This is a genomic window from Nocardia vermiculata NBRC 100427, from assembly GCF_001613265.1.
In the GTDB taxonomy this organism is placed as follows: Bacteria; Actinomycetota; Actinomycetes; order Mycobacteriales; family Mycobacteriaceae; genus Nocardia; species Nocardia vermiculata.
On record NZ_BDCA01000002.1, the window covers coordinates 482,107 to 506,519 of the forward strand.

The window sequence follows — 24,413 nt, forward strand, 5'->3', positions numbered from 1 at the left end:
AATTCGGTGAGTGCGCCCGGCAGATCGGCCTCGGTCGTGTCGACGACCTCGAGATCGGGGACGGCCCGGGTCGCGGGCAGCACCTGCTGATAGGCCACGCCCTCGTGTGAGGGATAGATCGTGCGCAGCGACTCGTGCCGCGCCACCACATCCGCGATCGCGATGCGCAGCGAGTCGACATCGAGTTCGCCGGTGAGCCGGACCGCGGCGGGGATGTTGTTGGTCGCCGAATCGGTGTCGAACCGGTTGAGGAACCACATCCGCTGCTGCGCCAGCGACAACGGCGGATATTCGGGGCGGTCCGCCACGGTCAGCGCCTGGCGGACACCGGAGCCCACATGCGATTCCACCCGCGCGGCCAGTCCGGCCACGGTCGGTGTCTCGAAGACGGTACGCACGCCGACCTCGGCGTTCAGCGCCGCGCTCAGCCGTGCCACCACCTGGGTCGCGATCAGCGAGTTGCCGCCCAGGTCGAAGAAGTCGTCGTCCACGCCGACCGGGTGTTCGGCGGTGTCCAGGCCCAGCACGTCGGCGAAGGTCGCCGCCACGATCTCCTCGATCGGGGTGGAGGGGGCGCGGAATTCGCGGGCGGCGAATACCGGCTCCGGCAGCGCACGCCGGTCCAGCTTGCCGTTCGGGTTCAGCGGCATCGCATCGAGCGTGACGATCGCCGCCGGAACCATGTAGGAGGGCAGTTGCTGCCCCAGGTGCACGCGCAGCGCCTCGAGATCGATCACACCACCGGGCGCCGGGACCACGTAGGCGACCAGTTGATCGCCCAGTCGTGCATCCGAACGCACGACCGCGACGGCCTGTGCCACCGATTCGTGTGTGACGAGGGCGGATTCGATCTCCCCGAGTTCGATCCGCAGGCCGCGCACCTTCACCTGGAAGTCGGTGCGGCCCAGGTAGACGATGGCCCCGTCGGCGCTGCGGCGCACCAGGTCACCGGTGCGGTACATGCGAGCGCTGTAGTCGGAGAACGGATTCGCCACGAACCGATCCGCGGTCAGATCGGTGCGCCCCAGGTAGCCGCGCGCCAGCTGATCGCCGGCCAGATACAGCTCACCCGCCACCCCTTGGGGGACCGGATGCAGCCGCTCGTCGAGCACGTAGGCCTGCGCATTCCACACCGGTAGCCCGATCGGCACGGCGCCGCGTACCGCGTCGGCCACGGCGGCGTGGGTGGCGTGCACGGTGAATTCGGTGGGGCCGTACAGGTTGTGCAGCCGCGCCGCGGACACCCGGCGGAACGCCTCGACCGCATCGGAGGTGAACGCCTCACCGGCGATGAACAGCGCCCGCAGCGAGGTCAGCGCGGAACTGTCGACTGCGCCGGAGAACACGGTGAGCATCGAGGGCACGAACGAGGTCATGGTGACCTGCTCTGCCGCGATCACATCGGCGAGGTAGCGCGGGTCACGATGACCGTCGGGTGCGGCGATCACCATCCGAGCGCCCACCGACAACGGCGCGAACAGCTCCCACACCGAGACGTCGAAGGTCTGCGGTGTCTTGAACAACACCACATCGTCGGCATCGATGCCGTATTCACCGGTGATCCAACGGATCTGGTTCACCACCGCACTGTGCGGCACGGCCACGCCCTTCGGCCGGCCGGTCGAACCGGAAGTGAAGATCGTGTAGGCCGGATTCGACGGTCGAAGCGGCGCGATCCGGTCGGCATCGGTCAGCGGATCCTCGGAATACCCGGACAGATCCAGTTCGTCGAGCCGCAGCACCGTCCGGTCGCCCGCATCGAAGTCCGCGACGTTCGCCGCAGTGGTCAGCACGCAGATCGGTGCCGCGGAATCGAGGACATGGCCGACGCGTTCGGCGGGCTGGTCGATGTCCAGCGGCACATAGCCGCCGCCGGCCTCGAGCACCGCGTACATCGCGACGACGAGGTCCAGTGAACGCCGCAGTCCCAGCGCGACCCGAGTCTCCGGACCCACACCCGCGGCGACCAGGCGGTGCGCCAGCCGATGCACCCGCGCGGCGAATTCGGTGTAGGTCAGCACGGCACCGGAATCGACGACCGCGACAGCATCCGGGTGTGCCCGGACGGCCTCGGCGAACAATTCCGGAAGCAGTGCGGCCGAACCGATCTCACGCGTGGTGTAGTTCCATTCGCGGATCTCGCGATGCGCCTCGAGTGCATCGATCAGCGCGATGTCACCGATCGGGCGATCCGGATCGGCCAGCACCGCCGCCAGGACGCGATCCAAGCGCTTGGCGAAGCCCGCGATCGTGGGTTCGTCGAAAAGGTCCAGCGCATAGGAGAACTCGGCGGACATCCCCGCCACATCGCCGTCGGCGTCGGGCGCCTCCTGCAAGGTCAGCTGCAGATCGAATTTCGCGGTGCGGGTGTCGTAGTCGACACCGTTGACCGACAGCCCGGGCAGTTCCAGGCTGGCCTGACGAATGTTCTGGAACGCCAGCATCACCTGGAACAAGGGATGGCGCGCCTGCGAACGCGCCGGATTGAGCACCTCGACCAGCCGCTCGAAGGGCACATCGGCATGCGCGAATGCCTGCAGATCGGTATTGCGCGCCTGGGCCAGTAGTTCGGCGAAGCTCGTCTCGGCGACGACCTCGGTGCGCAACACCAGCGTGTTGACGAACATGCCGATCAGATCATCGAGCGCGGCCTCCCCGCGGCCGGCCACCGGGGTGCCGATCGCGATATCGGAGGTACCCGACAGTCGCGCCAGCAGAATCGCCAGAGCACCGTGCACCACCATGAACGGGGACGCGTTGTTCTTGCGGCCGAGTTCCACGATGCGCCGCTGTGTTTCGGGCGAGATGACGAAGGAATAGGTGCCGCCGCGGTAGGTGGCCACCGCGGGGCGCGGCCGGTCGGCGGGCAGCACCAATTCGTCCGGCAGATCCGCGAGTTCGCGTGTCCAGTAGCGAATCTGGTTGGCGATCAGCGAGTTCGGATCGTCCTCCGAACCGAGTACCTCGCGCTGCCACAGCGCGTAATCGGCGTACTGGACCGGGAGTTCGGTCCAGGCGGGCTGTTCCCAGTTGGTACGCGCGGCATAGGCGACCATGACGTCGCGTGCCAGCGGATGCATCGACCAGCCGTCGGCGGAGATGTGATGCACCACCATACCGAGCACGAACTCGGTCTCGCTGACCTCGAAAAGCCGTGCGTGCAAGGGTACTTCGCTGGTGACGTCGAACGACATCGAACCCAGCTCGACCAGATGATCGATCAGATTGTGCTCGGTCACCGGCACCGGAGTGAGATCCGGAACGATCTGGGCGGCATCGAGCACCACCTGCACCGGTGAGCTACCCGTTTCCGGGAATACCGTACGCAGTGATTCGTGCCGGTCGATCACGTCGATGACCGCGACCTGCAGTGCCGCCACATCCAGCTCACCCGAGAGTCGCATGGCGACCGGGATGTTGTTCACCGCGGAGGACGTGTCGTATCGGTTGAGGAACCACATGCGCTGCTGGGCCAGCGACAACGGCACCTGCTGCGGACGTTCCCGCGCCACCAGCGACTTGCGGGCGCCGTCACCCGCGTGCGACTCCACCCGAGCCGCGAGCGCGGTGACGGTGCTGGCGTCGAACAGCATGCGGACCGGAACCCGGGTATCGAGTGCGCTGCCCAGCCGGGAGGCCACCTGGGTGGCGATCAGCGAGTTGCCGCCCAGATCGAAGAAGTCGTCGTCGGCGCCGACTCGCGCCAGACCGAGCACCTCTCCGAAGATCTGGGCAACGATCTCCTCGATAGGTGTTGCCGGAGTACGAAATTCGCGCACCTCGAAGACCGGTGCGGGCAGCGCTCTGCGATCGAGCTTGCCGGAGGCGTTCAGCGGGAACTCGTCGAGTACCACGACCGCCGAGGGCACCATGTAACCGGGCAGGCGGTCCCGCAGCGCGGTCTGGATCGCCGCAGCCTCGACCTCGTCGCCGGCGCCGACCACGTAGGCGACCAGCTGATCGCCGGCAACGGTATCGATCACCAGCACCGCGGCCTGGTTCACCTGCGGCAATTCGGTCAGCGCGGACTCGATCTCACCGAGTTCGATGCGCTGACCGCGGAACTTCACCTGGAAGTCGGTGCGGCCGATGTACTCCAGCACCCCGAGTTCGGTACCGGCCTCGACCTTCCACCGCACCAGGTCACCGGTGCGGTAGAGCCGCTGTCCGGGCTCCCCGAACGGGTCGGCCACGAAGCGCTCCGCGCTCAGATCCGCACGCCCGTAGTAACCGCGCGCGATCTGCGTACCGCTCAGATACAGCTCACCGGCCACCCCGGCCGGCACCGGTTGCAGGGCCTCGTCGAGCACGTAGGCGCGCGCGTTCCACACCGGGCGGCCGATCGGTACCGAGCCGCTGCCGACGGCGCCGACGGGCCAGGCGGTGGCGTTGACCGCGAATTCGGTCGGGCCGTACAGGTTGTGCACGGCGGCACCGCTGAACCGCCGGAACAGGGCCACCGTGGCCGGGGTCAGCGCTTCACCACCGACGAAGATGGCACGCAGCGAGGTGCATTCGGAGGCGGGCGCGGTGGCCGCGAACACCGACAGCAGCGACGGCACGAACGAGGTCATGGTGACCTGATGCCGCCAGATCACCTCGGACTGGTACAGCGGGTCCCGGTGCCCGTCCGGGGCGGCAACGACAACCTTGGCGCCGACCGCCAGCGTCGCGAACAGTTCCCACAGCGAGGCGTCGAAGGTGAACGGTGTCTTGTGCAGCACCACATCGGTGTCGCTGATACCGCTCGCGCTGATCTTCCAGCTGATCTGGTTGATCATCGCAGCGTGGTCGATCGCCACGCCCTTGGGCCGACCGGTGGAACCGGAGGTGTAGAGCACGTAGGCGAGGTTGTCCGGGCGCAGCGGGGTGCGGCGCTCGGCGGCCGTGACCGGGCCGGTCTCGAACTCGTCCAGCTCGAGCGTGTCGATCTCGAGCACCGGGCAGTCCCGGGCGGAGACTTCGTCGCGAGAGTTCGTCAGCAGCACCACCGGCCGCGAATTGGCCAGCACGTACTCGGTGCGTTCGGCCGGGTGATCGGGATCGATCGGCACATAGCCGCCCCCGGCCGCGAGTACGGCGTAGAGCGCCACGTACATATCGATCGAGCGGCGCATGCCGACCGCGACGAGCTGATCGGGCCCGACCCCGGATTCGATCAGCTTGCGCGCCAGGCGATTCACTCGTTCGGCGAATTCGGCGTAGCTGACCTCGCCCGCGGGATCGACGGCGCCGATGGACCGCTCGCCCGGATCGAACAGCAGGGCGGTGGCGTGCGGGCGAATGCGCACCTGCTCGTAGAACAGGTCCAGCACGGTGGTGAGTGCGGGCACCTCGTGCGCGGTGGCGTTCCACGCCTGGAGCACCTGGGCCCGTTCGGCCGGATCGAAGATCTCGATCTCGCGGACCAGCGAATCCGGTTCGGCCACCACAGCGTTCAGCACCCGCAAATAGCGGCGGTTGAATTCCGCGATGGTGGCGGCGTCGAAGAGATCGGTGGCGTACGACAGTGCCGCGGAGATGCCGGCCGGTTCGCCGTGCGCACCGCGCTGCTCGGTGAGCGTCCACAGCAGATCGAACTTGGCGATGTCGACCTCGAGCTCGTCCGCGGTGACCGACAGCCCGGGCAGTTCCAGAGCCGCATGCGACATCTCCTGGAACGAGAGCATCACCTGGAACAGCGGATGCCGCGCCTGCGATCGGGCCGGGTTGAGCACCTCGACCAACCGCTCGAACGGCACATCGGCGTGCGCGAAGGCCGACAGATCGGTGTCCCGGGTGCGGGTCAGGAAATCGCTGAACCGCTCGGCCCCGTCGACCTCCGAACGCAACACCAGCGTGTTGACGAACATGCCGATCAGATCGTCGAGCGCCTGCTCACCGCGACCGGCCACCGGGGTGCCGATCGCGATATCGGAGGTACCCGATAGTCGCGCCAGCAGTGCCGCCAGCGCCCCGTGCAACACCATGAACAGTGAAACACCCTGCGCGCGTGCCAGTTCCGACAGTCGAGCGTGCAGTTCCGGGTCGATGACGAAGGCCTCACGGCTACCGTGGAAGCTCTGCAGCGGTGGGCGCGGGCGGTCCGCCGGAAGTTCCAGCTGATCCGGAAGACCGGCCAATACCTCACGCCAGTAGGCGATTTCGCGGGACGCGACGGAATCAGGGTCGTCCTCGGCGCCCAATACCTGACGCTGCCACAGCGTGTAATCGATGTACTGCACCGGCAGCGGTGCCCACTGCGGCGCCTCCCCCTGGGCGCGGGCCAGGTAGGCGCCGGCCACGTCGCGGGCCAGCGGGCCGAAGGAGAAGCCGTCGGCGGCGATGTGGTGCACCACAAAGGCCACCGCGTAATCGTCGTCCACGCCCTCGGTATCGGTCACCCGGTAGATCCGTACCCGGATCGGCAGCTCACGCGAGACGTCGAAGCCGGTGGAGGCGAATTCGGCCAGCACACCGGGCAATTCGGTGGCCGGCAGCGGCGCCACCGGAATGACGAAGTCGACCTCGTCGATCGGCACCACCAACTGGAAACCGCCGTCACCGGATTCCGGGAAGACGGTATGCAGCGATTCCTGGCGCTGCATCACATCCAGCAAGGCCTTGCGCAATGCGTCGATATCGACGGTGCCGCGCAGCCGGACCACGAACGGCAGGTTGTAAGTGGGCGCGGCCGGGTCGAACTGGTTGATGAACCACATCCGCTGCTGCGCGGGCGACAGCGGCACCGGATCGGGGCGCTGCTGCGCGACAAGCGGTGGGCGAGAAGTGAATTCACCATCGGCACCGTGCTCGGCGGCCATCTCCGCACGGGCCGCGAGACCGGCCACGGTGGGGGTCTCGAACAGCGCGCGCACGCCCAGCGGCACCCCGAACGCCGCGGCGACCCGCGCAACCACCTGGGTGGCGACCAGCGAGTTTCCGCCCAGATCGAAGAAGTTGTCGTCGGCGCCGACCCGGGTCTGGCTCAGCACATCGGCGAAGACCCCGGCCACGATTTCCTCGGCCTGGGTTCGGGGGGCGCGGTATCCGGCGACATCGGCGCTGAACACCGGCTCCGGCAACGCCTTGCGGTCCAATTTGCCGGAGGTGTTGAGCGGGAAGGCATCGAGCACCATGATCGCGGAGGGCACCATGTACGCCGGAAGCTTCTCGGTCACGAACCTGGTGAGATCCGCCGCATCGATCGAATGTCCCGGCGCGGGAACGACATACGCGACCAGCTGTTGACCGGTCGCGGTATCGACCACCAGCACCACGGCCTGACTCACCGCCGGGTGGGCCAGCAGATCGGTTTCGATCTCGCCGAGCTCGATGCGCTGACCGCGGAACTTGACCTGGAAGTCGGTGCGGCCGATGTACTCCAGCACACCGGTTCCGTCGGGCCGCAACGCCCAGCGCACCAGGTCACCGGTGCGATACATCCGCTCGCCCGTGCCGAACGGACCGGCGACGAACCGATCCGAGGTCAGATCCGGGCGCCCGCGGTACCCGCGGGCCAGCTGCCGGCCACCCAGATACAGTTCACCCGGGGCACCGACAGCGGCCGGACGCAACCGCGAATCCAGCACGTACACATCGACATTCCATTCCGGAACACCGATCGGCACAGTGCCGGTGTCGGCCCCGGTGGCCTCCCAGTAGGTAACCGAGACAGCAGCCTCGGTGGGGCCGTACAGATTGTGCAGCCCGGCCGCCGGATTGATCGCGCGGAACATCGCGGCGGTCTCCGGCGGCAGCGCCTCACCGATGACGAACACCGCGCGCAGCGAATCACATTGACCGGCGGTGGCATGCGAGGCGAAGACGGTCAGCATCGACGGCACGAAGTCGGTGACCGTCACCGCATGCCGTTCGATCAACTGCGCGACGTACACCGGGTCGCGGTGCCCGTCCGGGTCGGCGACGACCAGCTTCGCGCCGACCATCAGGGGCAGGAAGTAGCCCCACAGCGACACGTCGAACGTGGTCGCGGTCTTCTGCAGGTAGACGTCGTCCTCGGTCAGCCCATACTCGTGCAGCATCCACAGCTGCTGATTGACGATCGCGTGGTGAGTGACGGCCACACCCTTGGGGCGGCCGGTCGAACCCGAGGTGTAGATGACGTAGGCGGTGTTGTCCGAACGCAGCGGCGCGAGCCGGTCGGCATCGGTCAGCGGCGCATCGGAGATATCGGTGGTGTCGAGCGTGTCGATCGGCAACTGGCGCACCGAATCCGGCAGCTCCACCCGGTCCGCGGAGCTGGTGAGCACGCAGACCGGTGCCGCACTGTCGAGGATGTACGCAGTGCGCTCGGCCGGATGATCCGGGTCGATCGGCACATACGCACCGCCGGCCTTCAGCACCGCATGCATGCCGACAACCAGGTCCAGCGAACGCCGCATGCCCAACGCCACCAGCGATTCCGGCCCCACCCCGTCGGCGACGAGGATCCGCGCCAGGCGATTGACCCGGGCACCGAATTCGGCGTAGGTCAGGGTCTGCCCGTCGAAGTCCAGCGCCGTGCGTTCCGGAGTGCGCGCGATCGCGGCATCCAGCAGGGCCGGCAGCGTCGTCGTCGGCACCTCGGCGACGACCCGGTTCCACCCGGTGACCGTGGCAGCGCGCTCGTCGGCAGTGGTGACCGGCAGATCCCACAGCCGGTCCTCGGCGGCGGCACCCAGGAAGCGATCGAAGAATTCCAGAAAGCGCGAATGATGCTGCCGCGCTTCGTCTTCGGAGTACAGGTTAGGGTTGGTCTCGAAGTCGATGGTCGACCGCGCGCCACCCTCGGTCTGGTAGAAGTTGACGCCGAGATCCTCGATGGAACCGGTGGAGAGCACATGCAACTGCCCCGGCGTGCTGTCCAGTACCAGCTCGTCCTGGAACAACATGATGTTGACCCACGGACCGAAGAACTCCGTGGTGACCACACCGTCGCCGGTGCCCGCCTCCTGGCTCGCGGCCGCACTGTCGCGGCGGATGTCCTCATGCCGGTAGCGCTGATGACGCAGCGCCCCCGAGACCTCCGTCTGCACCGATCCGAGCAGTTCGGCGACGGTGGTGTCGTGGCCGACATGCAGGCGCAGCGGGACAATATTGGAAGTGGCGCCACCCGAGCGCCGCATGACCGCGGTGGTGCGCGCGGTGACCGGCAGGCTCAGGATCACGTCCTCGGCGTCGGTCCACTGCGCCAGATAAGCGGCGAAACCGGCGATCAACAGTGCCGACGGCGCAGAGTCGTGCAACCGCACGGCCGCGGCGAGCAGCTCGTTGCGCGCGTCCGACAATGCGGCACCGACCACATTGTTGAGCGGGGCGGGCGGGGCCGTGCGACCGGCGAGGCTGGTGCCCTCCTCCAGCCCGGCGACCCGCTGCGCCCAGTGCTCCTTGTCGCTCCGGAATCGGGTGCTGTCACGGTAGGCGAGTTCGGATTCGACCAGCGCTCGCAGGTCCGACGCCTTCAGCGGCTTCGGCTCGGTCCCGGTGCGGTAGGCGGTGTAGAGCTCGGCGATCCGGTTGACCTGATTCACCGCGCCGTACCCGTCGAGCGCGATGTGATGGGCGCGCGAGTACCAGAACCAATGGTCGTCGGCCAGCTGCAGGGCGACCGAACGCACCAGGCGATCGGTGACCATGTTCAGCGGGTGCGCGATATCGGCACGCATCCACTCGTGCGCGGCCGCCTCCGGATCCTCGGCGTCCCGCAGATCGACATGGCTCACCCCGTCGTCGAGGGTGTGGTCGACATACTGCATCGGCTGCCCGTCGCGCTCGACGATGCGAACGAAACCGGAACCGAGTTCGTGCGAGGCGTCCAGGCTGGCCCGCGACAGCACCTCGACGTCGAGCGCACCGCGCAGGTCGACGTACTGGGCGATCGTGATCGGCACCTGGGGGTCCAGGTGCTGGGCATACCAAATTCCGAGTTGTGCCGGCGACAGTGGGAACAGCTCGTCCCCGGGCACTGCCGTGGGCGTTACCTCGCCGCCAGCTTCGCCGTTTCCGCCGAAATCCAGCCGGTCCAACCCGTAACCTCGCTTCCGGAACGCCTCGCGACGCTCCCCGATGACACACCGATACCGACGCTCACCTCAGCCGAGCGCAGCGTCCAATATCGGGGCACACTTCAGATTGCAATCAGACAAAAATTCTCAATGGACCTATCCGTCCACCGGCCCGATCTTGTTACATGGGCCCGACCACACCCGCCGGCCACGGATCGGGTTCGTTCCGAAATTCGCTGATAAACACCGAACCAATCTACCGCCCGGCACCGACAATCCGCGAAGATGCCTGGCTGCGCCTACAACAAACAGAGAACCGGAGCGAACAGCGGTCACGCAGGCCACATCGGGACCGATCCGCAGCCCCGATCACACCGCTACGACCCGCTCATACAGCCGAGGCGCCGGCGATGTCGCGAGTACGTCACGCGCCCGGACCGGACAGGGGCTGTCGCTCGCGGTGCGGGTCGTACAGATGCGACTGCGCGCAGTCGATCGCCGGGGTCAGCGCCCGCCCCACCAGCACCACCGCGGCCTGCCGCAGGCCCGCGGCGTCGACCTGGTCGGCGATATCGTCGAGGGTGCCACGCAGGATCTGCTGGCGCGGCTGGCTCGCCCGGTAGACCACCACCACCGGACAGTCGCCGCCGTACTCCTCCGCCAGCTCCACGGCGAGCTCCCGGATCCGAGTGATAGCCAGATGCAATACCAGGCTGGCCCGGGTCCGCGCGAAATTCCCGAGCGCCTCCGATTCGGGCATCGCCGTAGACCGCGCCCAGGTCCGGGTCAACACCACCGACTGCACCACCTCCGGCACGGTCAGCTCCCGCCCCACCACCGCGGCCGCCGCCGTATACGCGGGCACCCCCGGCGTCACATCCCACGCGACCCCCCGCTCGTCGAGCCGCCGCGTCTGCTCGGTCAACGCCGAATAGATCGACGGATCCCCCGAACACAACCGCGCCACATCCTTCCCGGCAGCATCAGCGGCCACACAGTGCCCGATGATCTGATCTAGGTCCAGCCCCTGTGTATCGACCAACTCCGCACCGGGTGCGCAATGCGCCAGCACCTCGGGGTCCAGATAGGTCCCCGGATACAGCACCACCGGCGAATCCCGGAGCAGGGCGACCGCCCGCAGGGTGAGCAGGTCCGCGGCTCCAGGGCCGGCGCCGATGAAATGCACGGTCATGTGGGGAGTGTAGGCACCCCTACCAGGGGCGTCCGAGCGCACTGCCCGCGTCATCCCTCCGTGCGCGATACTCGGCGTATGAAACGACTACTCGCTTGCGCAGGTATCGCTGCCGCCGCTGTGCTGGTGGCCGCACCCCTGGCCTCGGCCGACCCGAACACCGGCGGCGGACTCGACAACCGCCACGACTGGTCCGGCGAATTCGCCTCGCAGACCAACCCGCAGCTGTCCTCGCTGATCGTGATCAGCCCGTACGGCACCTCCCGGCCGCTCGTGTGCAGCGGTGGCGACGGACACTACTCGAAGTTCCCGCACGACTGCACCCAGATGGACGACCACAACGTCCCGCATGCCGTCGAGCGCGTCGTCCCGCTGGGCAGCGGCGGCATTTACATGTACCGCTGACCTTCGTCGTCTGCGCCGGCCCGAGTTCCGGTTCGGCGCAGACGTTTCCGAGGCCGGCGAAACGGACGGATGCGCCGCCGTCACCCCCGGCTCCAACTCCCAGCGCTACTGGACGTCTCCGGGAGTGCCACATCGGCGGCGTCAGCAGTCGCTCCGGGTAGGTCGTGCGCACATACTCAGAGAATGGGGGTAATCGGTGACCGTTCGGACGAAGATCTGCGGTATCCGGTCCGAGAACGATTTACGCATTGCGATCTCAGCAGGAGCGGATGCGGTGGGGTTCATCTGTGGGACAACCCATTTCACCGAGGACGGGCTGACGCGTGCACAAGCTCGAGAGCTCTCGGAGTCGGTTCCGCCTTTTGTCGACCGGGTGCTGGTGACCCACCTCGAAAACCCGGACGAGATCATCGAACTCGCGGCAGCAGTCGCGGTCGACACTATCCAGGTGCACGGCATGGTCACCGACGACACAGTCCGCCGGGTCGAGGAGAACTCCGGTGGACGGCGGATCGTGAAGGCCGTCCATGTGACGGGTAGTGCGGCTGTCTCCGCGGCAATCCGGACCGCACCGTACTGCGATGCGGTCCTGCTGGATTCGCGAACGGACGACCGTCTGGGCGGGACCGGCACCGTGCACGACTGGTCGATCAGCGCCGCGATCGTCGACGAACTGCGTGCACTGCACGTTCCGGTGATCCTGGCGGGTGGGTTGAACCCGACGAACGTCGCCGAGGCGATCGGGCGCGTCCGCCCCTTCGCCGTCGATGTCAACAGTGGCGTCGAGATCCCGGCGACCGGGGACAAAGATCCGGCGGCCTGTGCCGCATTCGTGCAGTCCGCACACAACACCCCGTTCTGACCCGCAGCAACGCGGGGCAGCGGCGGATCTGCGACACCGGCTGACTCCTGCCTGCCCGGTCGACCGGTGGGTGAACGCACATCGGGTCTCGACGTTGCCCGTGAAATTCGTTGGTGCGGCCGCCGACCTGGCTGGTAGAAGTCCGGTGTGGTCTATACCGATGTTCCGTTGACCGACGCCGTCCGGACCGCGGTCGCGGCCGAGTGGGGGTACACGGGCCCGGGTGAGCGCCTGCACGGTGGGGAGGAGTCCGCAGCCTATCGAGTCGGTTCGGCGGTGGTGAGAATCGGGCCGCTCGGGCGCGATGCCGCCGAGGTCGAGTGGTGCCACGGCATCGCTGCGGCTGCCCGTGCCGTCCCCGAGGTGGTGGCGCCGCTACCACGGGCGAACGGCTCGACAGTGGCCGTGGTGGCAGGTCGTCCGGTCACGGTCTGGCCGCTGGTCGAGGGGCATTGGGCAGACAGCGCGGATCCAGTTCAGTTCACCGAGGCGGCCGCCCTGCTGGCTCGCCTGCATCGGGCCTGGGCGGAGCATCGGCCACCGCGTCGGCCGCGTCGATCGTTCCTGGAGATCGGGCTCGACGGTACGCCTTCGGCCGAACTACCCGACTCCGAATTGGACCAGTGGCTGGCCGAGTTCGGCCGAACCGCGCGCACCCATCCGCTGCACGGCGACTACTACGAGGGCAATTTGCTCTCCCTCGACGGCCACGTGACAGCGGTACTCGATTGGGACGAAGCTCTCGTCGGCGCGCCGGAGCTCGAATTGGCTTCTGCTGCACTGGAGTTCGCCGATGTATTGAGCACCGACCTGTCCGGCGCCCGGGCGTTCGTCGACGCCTATCTCACCGCCGGCGGCACAGCCCGCGACTTGGACGACACCTCGCTCGCCCAGCTGATGCGGCACCGGCTGCGCCGGGAGGCGGTGTACTTCGGCGTCGCGGTCGGCCGTGGTGTCGAGCACGACGCCGGCGACCTCGACTACCACCGCAAACGCCTGGCTGCCTTCCACGCGCTGCGGCCGTGATGCACCGCGTCGGGCTCGGAACGGCCGACCGGCACAGCCCCGGCTACGCGGTCATATCGATCCCGCCCAGCACCTTCACCGGCCGCACCCGTACGACGAGCTCCCCCGGCACCGCATTGCGCTTACCGAACTCCTCGGCCTGGTCGGCGCCCATGTACCGGGCGGCGATGGCGGTGGCGGTACGCAGCAGTTCCGCGGGATCCTCGGAGACGGTTGCCCTGCCCTGCACCTGGAAGTATCCGTAGGGCGGTTCGTCGAGATCCACGCAGATGGCCACGCGCGGGTCGCGGAGTATCGCCTTGCCCTTCGCGGTGGTCTTACCGGTGTTGAACACCAGATCGTCGCCGTCGAGGATGAACCAGACCGGATTGACCACCGGTCGCCCATCCGAGGCGACGATGGCGAGCTTGCCGGTGCGAGTACCGGCCGAGAGGAATTCACGCACTTCGGGATCGGTAATGGAAGGCATGGGTCCACCTTAGGTGCCGGGCGACCATTCCGTTCGCCACGCCGGCACAGCCCGGACGCTCGGCGTGTTCAGATCGCCCCGCGCTCGCGGGCGCGGGCGACGGCGGAGGTGCGGGACTTCACGCCGAGCTTCGAATAGATGTGCACCAGATGGGATTTCACGGTTGTCTCACTGAGGAACAGATGTTTGCCGATCTCCCGGTTGGAATGCCCCTCGGCGACCAGGCGCAGCACCTCGATCTCGCGGGCGCTCAGGGTGGTGTCGGGTTTGCGGACGCGCGTCATCAGGCGCGATGCCACCGAGGGAGACAGCACGCTCTCGCCGGTCGCCGCACCGCGCACGGCGGCCAGGAGTTCCGGTGGCGGGGTGTCCTTCAGGATGTAGCCGCAGGCACCGGCTTCGATGGCACCGAGGATGTCGGCATCGGTGTCGTAGTTCGTGACGACCAGGACATTCGGCGGATCGGGCAGGGCACGCAGCGACAGCGTCGCGTCGACACCGGATTTTCCGGGGCCGAACCGCAGGTCCATCAGCACCAGATCGATGTCGGTGGTGCTGCAGACGGCGACGGCCTCCTCGGCGGTGGCGGCTTCACCGACCACCGTGATGTCGTCGGCGGAATCCAGCAGCGCACGCAGGCCGGCCCGGACTATCGCGTGGTCGTCGGCGAGCAGGAGGCGAATCACGACAGCCTTTCTTGCGGGATACGTTCGGCGGCAACAGGTTCTGCGATGGCAGCGGAAGGGTCCGAATCGGCGGTGTCGGTTCGCGGTGCGGTGTCTGCACCGCCCGGTTCCGCTACCGGAAACGAGACCGCGACGGCGGTGAGCCCGGGCTCGGACTCGACATCCATGGTGCCGCCCTGTTGTTCGACGCGGCTGCGCATGGCGCCCAGCCCGAAGGTGCCGCGGCCGAAGACCTCCGGGTCGATACCGATACCGTCGTCGACCACATCCAGGTGCACGGCGTCGTCGCTGTAGGTGAGGGTGATCCGCATCCGGTCCGCGCGCGCGTGCCGGACCACATTCGATACCGCCCCCTGCGCCACCCGCACCAGCGCGGCCTCGACCGGCATCGGCAACCGCATCGGCTCGCCCTCGACCACGGTGCGGGTACTGAGCCCGGGCCCCTCGGCGCGGCGCGCGATGCGCTCGAGCGCTTCGCTCAGCGACTGCCCTTCCAGGGCGGCAGGGGTGAGTTCGGCGATCAGCTGCCGGGTTTCGGCGAGATTGTCCGCGGCGGTTTCGCGGGCCAGCCGGATCTGCGGCAGGGCCGGATGGTCCGGTGCGTCGCGCTCGGCGGCGTGCAACAGCATTTGGATGCTGGACAGCCCCTGGGCCACCGTGTCGTGGATCTCCTGTGCCAGCCGCTCGCGTTCGGCCAGCTTGCCGGCGGTGCGTTCCTGTTCGGCGAGGGTCGCCCGGGTCGACAGCAATTCGTCGATGAGTCGTTGCCGGTCGGTCGCTTCCCGGAACAACGCCCGGTATCCGAGGCCGATCGCGATCGCCACCACCGCGCCGAACACCGGCCCGATCACCCCGGCGACGGACCACCCGTTGTGCAGGCCGTAGCCCACCACCGCGACCGCCGTCGCGCCGATCACCGCCGCCAGCCCCCACAGCCGCGGCAGCAGGTGCAGATAGAGGAAGAACAGCCCGAAGACCAGATATATCGCCTCGGGTGTGAGCGGCATCAGCGCCAGCCAGAGCACGGTGAGGCCGCCGAGCCACAGGCGCGCCGCCACCGGCCGCCCACGCAGCAGGCCGCCCCCGAAGTAGACGGCCAGGAACAACCCGGCCAGCACGATCACCGGCGCCGGATGGGTGGACCCGCCGGGCACGGCGGCTCGCACCACCACGACCACCGCGAGCGCCACCGTCAGCACATGCAGGCCGACCTGCAGCGCGGCGAAGACAGGGGTGAGCGGAGAGCGGTGCACAGTGCCAGCTTATGCGGGGTTACTACCGCGGCATCCATCGAAAGGCGGATTCGGCGCCCATCGTCCGGGAGTCCGGGAGTGTCCACGAGTCCGATGTCATCGCGGGTGTCGACGGCGAGAGTGGAGTCATGTTCGTCGCCCTGCGAAAGAGAGTGGAGTCATGTTCGTTGCCCTGCGAGATCTGATGGCCGCCCGCGGCCGTTTTCTGCTCATCACCCTGGTGGTCACCATGGTGGCACTATTGGTGAGCTTCTTGAGCGGATTGACCGCCGGTCTCGCACATCAGAATATTTCCGCGTTGGAGAAACTGTCCGGGAAATCGGTCGTCTTCGCCGATACGGGTGCCGATCCGTCCTTCGACTCCTCTGTCTTGTCCGGCGATCAGATCAGCACCTGGCAGCGTGGCGGCGACACCGTCGATCCGGTAGGGATCAGCCGCAGCCAAGCCACCCACGCCGGTGCCGCCCCCGCACAGGTGGCGGTGTTCGGGGTCGACGGTCCGGCCTTCGGCAAGCAGCAGGCTACCGAGCCCGGGACCGTCGTGTTGAGCAGCGCGGCGGCCGATGAGCTCGCCGCCGCTCCCGGGGACCGGATATCGATCGGTTCCCTCGATGTCACGGTCGCCGCGGTCGGCGACGACGACTGGTACGCGCATACCCCGGTGGTGTGGAGCACGCTCTCGGATTGGCAGCAGCTCGACCCACGCGGTGGCGCGGCGACCATTCTCGCCGTCTCCGGCGACGCGGACACCGATGCCTTGAACGAGGCCGCGCACACCCGCACCACCAGTGCCGACGGGGCATTGCAGGCGATCGGGTCCTATCAAGCCGAAAACGGATCGCTGACCTTGATGACGGTGATGCTGTTCGTGATCTCCGCGCTGGTGATCGGCGCCTTCTTCACCGTCTGGAATATCCAGCGCACCCCCGATATCGCGGCGTTGAAGGCGTTGGGCGCGACGACCGGATCACTGGTGCGCGACGCACTGGGGCAGGCATTGGTCGTGCTGCTCATCGGCGTGGGAGCGGGAGTCGCGGTCACCGCGATCGCCGGAACGTTCCTCGGTGGCAGCGTGCCGTTCGTGCTCAGTGCGGCAACCACAGTGGTGCCGGCGGTCGCGTTGATCGGACTGGGACTGCTCGGTGCGGTCTTCGCCCTGCGCTTCCTGCTCACCACCGATCCGCTCACCGCACTCAACCAAGCCCGCTGATCTTCCGACGCACAGGAGCTTTCATGTCCACCACTTTGACCGTCTCGGACCTGACCCTCACCTATCCCGACGGCGACGGCCGCATCACCGCACTCGACCGTGTCGGGCTCACGGTGCGCGGCGGTGAGATCGCCGCCATCACCGGGCCCTCGGGGTCCGGGAAATCCAGTCTGCTGGCGACGGTATCGACGCTGGTGCGCCCCGATTCCGGTCGCATTGTGCTCGAAACGGACGGCGGCCGTGTCGACCTGACGCAGGTCGGACGACGTGAAGCGACCACACTGCGCCGCGAGCAAATCGGAATCATCTTCCAGCAGCCCAATCTGATTCCGGCCCTGACCGCGATCGAACAGCTCGAGGTGATGAATCATCTCGGCGGACGCTTCGCCGTCTCACCCCGGCAGCGTCGCGAAACACGGACCAAGGCACAGGAACTCCTCGATTCCGTCGGCCTGAGCGGGCACGAGCACAAACGTCCGGCACAGCTGTCGGGCGGTCAGCGCCAGCGCGTGAACATCGCTCGCGCCCTGATGCATTCGCCGCACCTGCTGGTGGTCGACGAGCCCACGAGCGCATTGGACTCCGAACGCGGCGCGGCGGTCATCGACCTGATCGTCGACGTCGTCGGCGAACACGGAGCAGCCACTCTCCTGGTCACCCACGACCACGCACACCTGCACCGGATGGACGCGGTGTACCGCATGGTCGACGGACGCCTGTCGACTACGACGGCCGGCAGCATGGCCGCTTGACCAGCCGCCCCTGCCGGCGTCGTTCGACCGCCGGACACAGCGGTTCCGTCACGTCGAGCGCCGACCACGGGCCGCGGCGGCGTGTACCTCAGTTCCGCTGCTCCGGTGGTCGCACATCGGCGTACCAGGCCAGCAGGTCGGGATTGTCGACCGCGCTGCGTTCGACCACCCGGTCCGCGTCCGCGCCCTGGAACAGTTTCTTGATCGGCACTTCCAGCTTCTTACCGGTGCGAGTGTGCGGGATGCCCGGCGCGACGATGATCTCGTCGGGAACGTGGCGGGGTGAGGCCTGCGTGCGGATGGTGGTGTTGATGCGCTGTTTCAGCTCGTCGGTGAGTTCCGCGCCGGGTGCCAGGGTGACGAACAGTGGCATCCAGTATCCGCCGTCGGGTTGTTCGGCGCCGATCACGAATGCCTCCGCGATCTCCGGAACCTGTTCCACCACTTGATAGATATCCGCGGAGCCCATGCGGATACCGTTGCGGTTCAGGGTGGAATCGGAGCGGCCGTGCACCACGATGCTGCCGTGATCGGTGATCGTGATCCAGTCGCCGTGGCGCCAGATGCCCGGAAACATGTCGAAATATGCACTACGGTAACGGCTTCCGTCGGGGTCGTTCCAGAAGCGGATCGGCATGGACGGCATGGGTGCGGTGATCACCAGCTCGCCGACCTCGTCGCGGACCGGCTTCCCGGATTCGTCCCAGGCCTCGACCGCGGCTCCCAGGAACGGCGCGGACAACTCACCCGGCCAGACCGGAACCGTGGGCGCACCTCCGATGAATGCCGAGACCACATCGGTCCCACCGCTGATCGAGTTCACCTGCACCCGCTCACCGACGTTGTCGCGCAACCACAGTGCCGAGGACGGCGGTAGCGACGAGCCGGTGATACCGACCGTCCGCAGCGCCGACAGATCGTGTTCGCGCCGCGGCACCGCGCCGGCCTTGATACAGGCCAGAACGTAGCCGGGGCTGGTGCCGAGCACTGTGGTGCGGGTGCGCGCGGCCAGATCGAACAGCGTATCGGGGTGTGGATAGGTGGGGCTGCCGTCGTAACAGACGATGGTGGCCCCCACCAACAGGCCCGCAACCTGGAAGTTCCACATCATCCAGCTCGGGCTGGTGTACCAGAAGAACACATCGTCGCGGCTCAGATCCGATTGCAGCGCCGCGGCTTTCAGATGTTCGAGTAGTACCCCGCCGTGGCCGTGCACGATTCCCTTCGGCAGTCCGGTTGTGCCGGAGGAGAACAACACCCACAGCGGATGGTCGAAATCGACGCCTTCGGTGAACAATTCACCGCCGGGTGCGGCGACGGCAGCCCAGTCCAGCGCATCGGGCACAGCATTGCCGAGGCGCGAAACCACCACGGTCGCCCGCACACTCGGCAGCCCGGCGCGCAGCGTCGCGATATCGCCGGTCTTGTCGTGCTCCTTACCGCCGAATCGGTAGCCGTCGGTGGTGACCAGGACAGCGGGTTCCAGTTGACCGAGCCGGTCCAGCGCGGCCTTCGCCGAATAATCCTGCCCGCACGCGCTCCATACGGCGCCGATACTCGCCGTGCCGAGGAAGGCGATCACGGCCTCCGGAATGTTCGGCAGATAACCGACCACCCGGTCGCCCGGGCCGACACCGAGTTCACGCAGCGTGGCGGCGAACGAACCGGCGCGCTCGAGCAGCTCCGACCAGGAGACTTCGCCGAGTCCGTGCTGTTCGTCGATGGAGACGATGGCGGGCCGGTCGGTGCGCACATGCCGGGCAACCTGGTCGACATAGTTCAACCGCTGCCCGGGGAACCACTGCACATCCGGCATCGCGGTTCCCGACAGCACCGTCTCCGGCGGATCGCCGAGATCGAAGTACTCCCACAGCGCACCCCAGAATCCCGGCAGGTCCTCGACCGACCACTGCCACAGCGAACGGTAGTCACCGAACTGCGCGCCGGTCCGTTTCCCGGCGAAGCGCGCGAAATCGGTCACCCGCGCACCCGCGATATCCTCCGCGCTGGGCTCCCACTGCGGTTGCACCATCAACCTCCTACCACCGTTCGGTACATCTCGATCCGGAACTACCGCCCCGCGGCGCGCGCCAGGATCCGCTCCGCATGCCGCAGCACCGGACCGTCCACCATGCGGCCTTCGAAACTGAACACGCCACGGTTGTTCGGCACCTCCGCCAATACCCGGCGCGCCCAGTCGACTTCGTCGTCCGCCGGGGCGTAGGCGGCGCGAATCACCAGGAGCTGCTTGGGGTGGATCGCCACCTTCACGTCGTAGCCGACCGCGACAGCCTCGTCGGATTCCGCACGTAGTCCGTCCAGATCCGCGATATCCAGGTACACCGAATCCAGGGCGACCCTGCCGTACGCCTTGGCCGCGAGCAACACGGTCGAACGCAGCTGCCGCGCCACGTCGCGATAGGTGCCGTCGGCACGGCGGCTGGAGTTGCCGCCGAGCCCGGCAACCAGGTCCTCCGCGCCGGCCATTGCTGCGATCACATTCGGTGCCGCCACGACCTCTTCGGTGCGCAGCGCACCCAGTGGAGACTCGAACAATGCGATGACCTCGTAGTCCGACAGCAACGACACATGCTGCGCCGATTCGGCTTTCGGGAGCATCACCCGTCGATAGCAGGTGCCGGCCAGGGCCGCCAGATCCGCATCGAAGTGGGGGGTGCCTGCCGCATTGATCCGCACCACGGTCCGCTCGGGATCCAGCGGCGTGCGAACCAGCGCCTCGCGAGCGGCAGCCTTGTCACCCGCGCCGACCCCGTCCTCGAGATCGAGAATCACGACATCGGCTGCCGCCGCGGCCTTCTCGTACCGTTCACCGCGATCGGCGGGACAGAACAACCAGGCCGGACCGGGAATCTCCCAGCTCATGCGCTATTCCTCTCCGGCCGGACGCAGCCGGACCATCGTCTTGCGTACCGCAGTCGCCACCACATCCCCGTGCTGATTGCGGCCGGTATGCGCGAAGGTGGCGATCCCCTCTCCCGGACGGCTCTCGGATTGCCGCTTGGCGGTCACCAGCGTCTCCGCGTACAGCGTGTCGCCGTGGAACAGCGGCTTGGGAAATGCGATCTCGGAGAACCCGAGGTTGCCGACGATGGTGCCCTGGGTCAGCTGTGCCACGGACAGCCCGACCAGCGTCGAGAGGGTGAACATCGAATTGACCAGCCGCTGGTTGAACGGTGGTAGCGCATCGGAGAACGCCGCATCCAGATGCAGCGCCTGGGTGTTCATCGTGAGCGTGGTGAACAGGACGTTGTCGGCCTCGGTGATGGTGCGCCCGGGCCGGTGCTCGTAGAGCACGCCGACTTCCAGTTCCTCGAACCACAGTCCGCGCTGCACCACCCGGCGGGTCGGTTCGGTCGTCGGTTCGTTCACAGCCCCAGCTCCCGTCCGATCAACATCAACTGCACCTCCGTGGTGCCCTCACCGATTTCCAGGATCTTCGAATCACGGTAGTGGCGGGCGACGGCGTATTCGTCCATGAAGCCGTAGCCGCCGAAGATCTGGGTGGCATCACGCGCGTTGTCCATCGCGGCCTCGCTGGCGACCAGTTTGGCGATCGCGGCCTGCTTCTTGAACGGTTTACCCGACAGCATCAGTGCCGCCGCGTCGTAGTATGCGGTGCGGGCGGTGTGGGCGCGGGCCTCCATCCGGGCGATCTTGAACGCCACCGCCTGATTGCGGCCGATGGTGCGGCCGAAGGCTTCTCGCTCCCCGGCGTATTTCACGCTCTCGTCGACGCACCCCTGAGCGACGCCCACCGACAGCGCGGCGATCGCGATCCGGCCCTCGTCGAGAATCCGAAGGAAGTTCGCGTAGCCACGCCCCCGCTCGCCGAGCAGATTCGCCTGCGGCACCCGCACATCGGTGAGACTCAGTGGGTGGGTGTCGGAGGCGTGCCAGCCGACCTTCCGGTACGCGGGTTCGGCGACGAAACCGGGAGTGTCGGTGGGCACCAGGATCGCGGAGATCTCCTTCCTTCCCTCGGTCTCACCGGTCACCGCGGTCACCGTGACCAGCCGGGTGATATCGGTGCCGGAATTGGTGATGAACTGCTTGCTGCCGTTGATGATCCACTCGTCGCCGTCCAGCACCGCGGTAGTGCGGGTACCCCCGGCATCGCTGCCCGCACCGGGTTCGGTGAGTCCGAAGCCGGCCAGCGCGCGGCCGGAGGTCAGCAGCGGCAGCCACTGCTGCTTCTGCTCGTCGTTGCCGAAGCGGAATACCGGCATGATCCCCAGCGACACACCGGCTTCCAGGGTGATGGCCACACTCTGATCGACCTTGCCCAGCTCCTCGAGCGCCAGGCACAGGGCGAAGTAGTCACCTCCCATACCGCCGTACTCCTCCGGGAACGGCAAGCCGAACAGGCCCATATCGGCCATTCCGGAGACCACTTCGTAGGGGAAGGTGTGGTCGGCGTCGTGTTTGGCCGCCACGGGTGCGACGACCTGGTTGGCGAAATCGCGCACGGTCAGCGCCAGCTCCCGGTATTCGCCGGGAAGCGTGGCGGTGGAAAGGAATTCGCTCATGGATTACTTCTCCTCGTTCTCGGCGGCCGGTGCGGCGGCGATCCGGGCCAGGGTCTGTTCCACCTGCACCTGGTCTCCCGCGGCCACCAGCAGTTCCACGATTCCGGCTACCGGAGCGGTCAGCGTGTGTTCCATCTTCATGGCCTCGACCACCACGATGGGGGTGCCGGCCGCCACCTCGGCGCCGGGCTCGGCATGCACCGCGATCACCGATCCGGGCATCGGGCTGACGATCTCGGCCTCGGTAGCCTGTTCGTCCTCGCCGCGCACGCTCGCCTCGGCGATCTCGCGGACCGCGGCGACCCCGTCGGCACCGCCGACCCAGATCTGCCCCGCACCGGCCTCGGCCACCCGGTAGCGCAGCCGCATACCGTCGAGGGTGATCGAGACGATCTCGTCGTCACGCTGTGCACGCAGGGAGCACGAACTCGCGTCGTCGACGACGACCTGCGCATCCTCGGGGGATCCGGTGATCGATACGTGGACCACCCGCTCACCGCCGTCCAGACGCAGCACGGTGGGTGCCGCGGCACCGATGCGCCAGCCGTTCGGGACGTCCCACGGCCCGCGCGGCGTGTCCGGCCAGGCGGACAGCCACCGCGTCACAGCGGCCGCGACGAACTGCGCATCGGTCACGGCGGCAGCCCGGAAATCACCGGCCCGGCGATCGAGCAGTCCGGTGTCGAGGTCGCCGCGGCGGACCTGTGGATCCGACAGCAGGAACCGCAGGAAGTCGGTATTGGTTCGCACCCCCAGCACCTGGGTGCCGGCCAGAGCCCGGTCCAGGCGGGTGAGGGCGGTGTCACGGTCGGGGCCGTAGGCGATGACCTTCGACAGCATCGGGTCGTAGTCGCTGCCGATCACACTGCCGGTGCGCAGGCCGGAATCCACCCGCACACCGTCGCCGTCCGGCTCGGCGAGCGCCAGCACAGAGCCGCCGGTGGGCAGGAAGTCGCGGCCGGGATCTTCGGCGTAGACCCGCGCCTCGACGGCATGACCGGTCAGCACGATATCGTCCTGCTGGGCGACGATCTTCTGCCCACCGGCGACCCGGACCTGGCATTCCACCAGATCCACTCCCGTCACCAGTTCGGTGACGGGATGTTCGACCTGCAGCCGGGTGTTCATCTCCATGAAGAAGAATTCGTCGGGTCGGGCCGACGCGACGATGAATTCGACCGTGCCGGCACCGACGTAGTCCACGCTGCGTGCGGTATCGCAGGCGGCGGCGCCGATCCGCGCCCGGGTCTGTTGATCGAGCAGCGGTGAGGGTGCTTCCTCGATCACCTTCTGATGCCGCCGCTGCAGGCTGCATTCACGTTCACCGAGGTGCACGACATTGCCGAACCGGTCCGCGAGGATCTGCACCTCGATGTGGCGCGGAGTGTCGACGAACCGCTCCAGGAACAGGGTGTCGTCCCCGAATGCCGCGGCCGCCTCCCTTCGCGCACTCACCAGTGCGGCGGGCAGGTCGGCAGGCTCGGTGACTCGGCGCATCCCCTTGCCACCGCCACCCGCGGACGGCTTCACCAGCACCGGGTAGCCGATATCCTTTGCGGCGGCGATCAATTCGTCGTCGGTGAGGCCGGGGCGCGCTATTCCTGGAACCACCGGCACACCGAAATCGGCGACCGCCGTCTTGGCCGCGATCTTGTCGCCCATGATCTCGATCGCTCGCGCCGGCGGCCCCAGAAAAACGATGCCGGCCTGCTCCAGAGCGGCAGCGAATGTCGAATTCTCGGACAGGAAGCCATATCCCGGGTGCACGGCCTGCGCTCCGGAGCGCACCGCGGCGGCGACCACCTTCTCGATATCAAGGTAGCTCTGCCGGGCGGGCGCGGGTCCGAGCCGCACCGCGACATCCGCCTCGGCCACGTGCCGGGCGCCGGCATCGGCGTCGCTGTAGACGGCGACGGACCGAATTCCCATGGCGCGCAACGTTCGCATCACCCGCACCGCGATCTCGCCGCGGTTGGCGACCAGCACGGTGTCGAACGGCACCGGTTGAGATTTGTTCAGCATGTG

15 protein-coding genes (1 of these 15 running past the window's edge) are annotated in these 24,413 nt (G+C 67.6%); 5 read left to right on the forward strand and 10 right to left on the reverse strand.

Annotated elements, in window-relative coordinates; all coding sequences use genetic code 11:
• Positions 1-9,947, reverse strand: partial view of a non-ribosomal peptide synthase/polyketide synthase gene (locus tag NV2_RS05735; RefSeq protein WP_245662457.1) — the beginning only. 33,913 nt of this gene lie to the left of the window's left edge; the window shows 9,947 of its 43,860 coding nt (coding positions 1-9,947); the start codon lies at positions 9,945-9,947; its stop codon lies off the left edge, out of view.
• Positions 9,948-10,410: 463 nt separating this feature from the next.
• Positions 10,411-11,178, reverse strand: coding sequence for a precorrin-4 C(11)-methyltransferase (gene cobM, locus NV2_RS05740; protein WP_067870222.1), 768 nt, complete (start codon positions 11,176-11,178; stop codon positions 10,411-10,413).
• A gap of 78 nt (positions 11,179-11,256) precedes the next feature.
• Here cobM and NV2_RS05745 point away from each other — a divergent pair, with 78 nt between their 5' ends.
• The 3 genes from NV2_RS05745 to NV2_RS05755 all read left to right on the forward strand — a co-directional run bounded on the left by NV2_RS05745 (position 11,257) and on the right by NV2_RS05755 (position 13,471).
• The gene (locus NV2_RS05745) at positions 11,257-11,583 is read left to right on the forward strand and encodes a hypothetical protein (protein WP_157102755.1); all 327 of its coding nucleotides are present in this window, start codon (positions 11,257-11,259) and stop codon (positions 11,581-11,583) included.
• A 196-nt stretch (positions 11,584-11,779) separates the two neighbouring features.
• Positions 11,780-12,445, forward strand: coding sequence for a phosphoribosylanthranilate isomerase (locus NV2_RS05750; protein ID WP_067870226.1), 666 nt, complete (start codon positions 11,780-11,782; stop codon positions 12,443-12,445).
• A 147-nt stretch (positions 12,446-12,592) separates the two neighbouring features.
• Complete coding sequence (locus NV2_RS05755) at positions 12,593-13,471, forward strand: phosphotransferase enzyme family protein (RefSeq protein WP_067870228.1); 879 nt, start codon at positions 12,593-12,595, stop codon at positions 13,469-13,471.
• Positions 13,472-13,514: 43 nt separating this feature from the next.
• Here the strand turns inward: NV2_RS05755 and NV2_RS05760 are convergent, their stop codons facing one another.
• The 3 genes from NV2_RS05760 to NV2_RS05770 form a co-directional block, all read right to left on the reverse strand.
• The gene (locus NV2_RS05760; protein ID WP_067870230.1) at positions 13,515-13,940 is read right to left on the reverse strand and encodes a PPOX class F420-dependent oxidoreductase; all 426 of its coding nucleotides are present in this window, start codon (positions 13,938-13,940) and stop codon (positions 13,515-13,517) included.
• 68 nt (positions 13,941-14,008) lie between these two features.
• Positions 14,009-14,626 (reverse strand): response regulator, encoded by a 618-nt coding sequence (locus tag NV2_RS05765; RefSeq protein ID WP_067870232.1) that lies wholly within the window; start codon positions 14,624-14,626, stop codon positions 14,009-14,011.
• The gene (locus NV2_RS05770; RefSeq protein WP_084473924.1) at positions 14,623-15,879 is read right to left on the reverse strand and encodes a sensor histidine kinase; all 1,257 of its coding nucleotides are present in this window, start codon (positions 15,877-15,879) and stop codon (positions 14,623-14,625) included. Before NV2_RS05770 ends, NV2_RS05765 begins: the two co-directional genes overlap by 4 nt.
• 160 nt (positions 15,880-16,039) lie before the next feature.
• Between NV2_RS05770 and NV2_RS05775 the strand changes: the two genes are divergently transcribed.
• Both NV2_RS05775 and NV2_RS05780 read left to right on the forward strand, forming a co-directional pair.
• Complete coding sequence (locus NV2_RS05775; protein ID WP_067870234.1) at positions 16,040-17,089, forward strand: ABC transporter permease; 1,050 nt, start codon at positions 16,040-16,042, stop codon at positions 17,087-17,089.
• A gap of 23 nt (positions 17,090-17,112) precedes the next feature.
• Positions 17,113-17,841: an ABC transporter ATP-binding protein gene (locus NV2_RS05780; RefSeq protein WP_067870236.1), complete on the forward strand. Its 729-nt coding sequence runs from the start codon at positions 17,113-17,115 to the stop codon at positions 17,839-17,841.
• A gap of 88 nt (positions 17,842-17,929) precedes the next feature.
• Here NV2_RS05780 and NV2_RS05785 read toward each other — a convergent pair whose 3' ends face one another.
• From NV2_RS05785 to NV2_RS05805, 5 genes are read right to left on the reverse strand one after another with little or no spacing between them, the layout of a single operon-like run.
• Positions 17,930-19,873, reverse strand: a complete 1,944-nt coding sequence (locus NV2_RS05785) for an acetoacetate--CoA ligase (RefSeq protein WP_067870238.1) — start codon at positions 19,871-19,873, stop codon at positions 17,930-17,932.
• A 38-nt stretch (positions 19,874-19,911) separates the two neighbouring features.
• Positions 19,912-20,724 (reverse strand): HpcH/HpaI aldolase/citrate lyase family protein, encoded by an 813-nt coding sequence (locus NV2_RS05790; protein WP_067870240.1) that lies wholly within the window; start codon positions 20,722-20,724, stop codon positions 19,912-19,914.
• Positions 20,725-20,727: 3 nt separating this feature from the next.
• Complete coding sequence (locus tag NV2_RS05795) at positions 20,728-21,231, reverse strand: MaoC family dehydratase (RefSeq protein WP_067870242.1); 504 nt, start codon at positions 21,229-21,231, stop codon at positions 20,728-20,730.
• On the reverse strand, positions 21,228-22,388 hold the full coding sequence (locus NV2_RS05800) for an acyl-CoA dehydrogenase family protein (RefSeq protein ID WP_067870244.1): 1,161 nt from the start codon (positions 22,386-22,388) through the stop codon (positions 21,228-21,230). The genes NV2_RS05795 and NV2_RS05800 overlap by 4 nt, the downstream gene beginning before the upstream one ends.
• Positions 22,389-22,391: 3 nt before the next feature.
• Complete coding sequence (locus NV2_RS05805) at positions 22,392-24,410, reverse strand: acetyl-CoA carboxylase biotin carboxylase subunit (RefSeq protein ID WP_067870246.1); 2,019 nt, start codon at positions 24,408-24,410, stop codon at positions 22,392-22,394.
• Positions 24,411-24,413 lie beyond the last annotated feature (3 nt).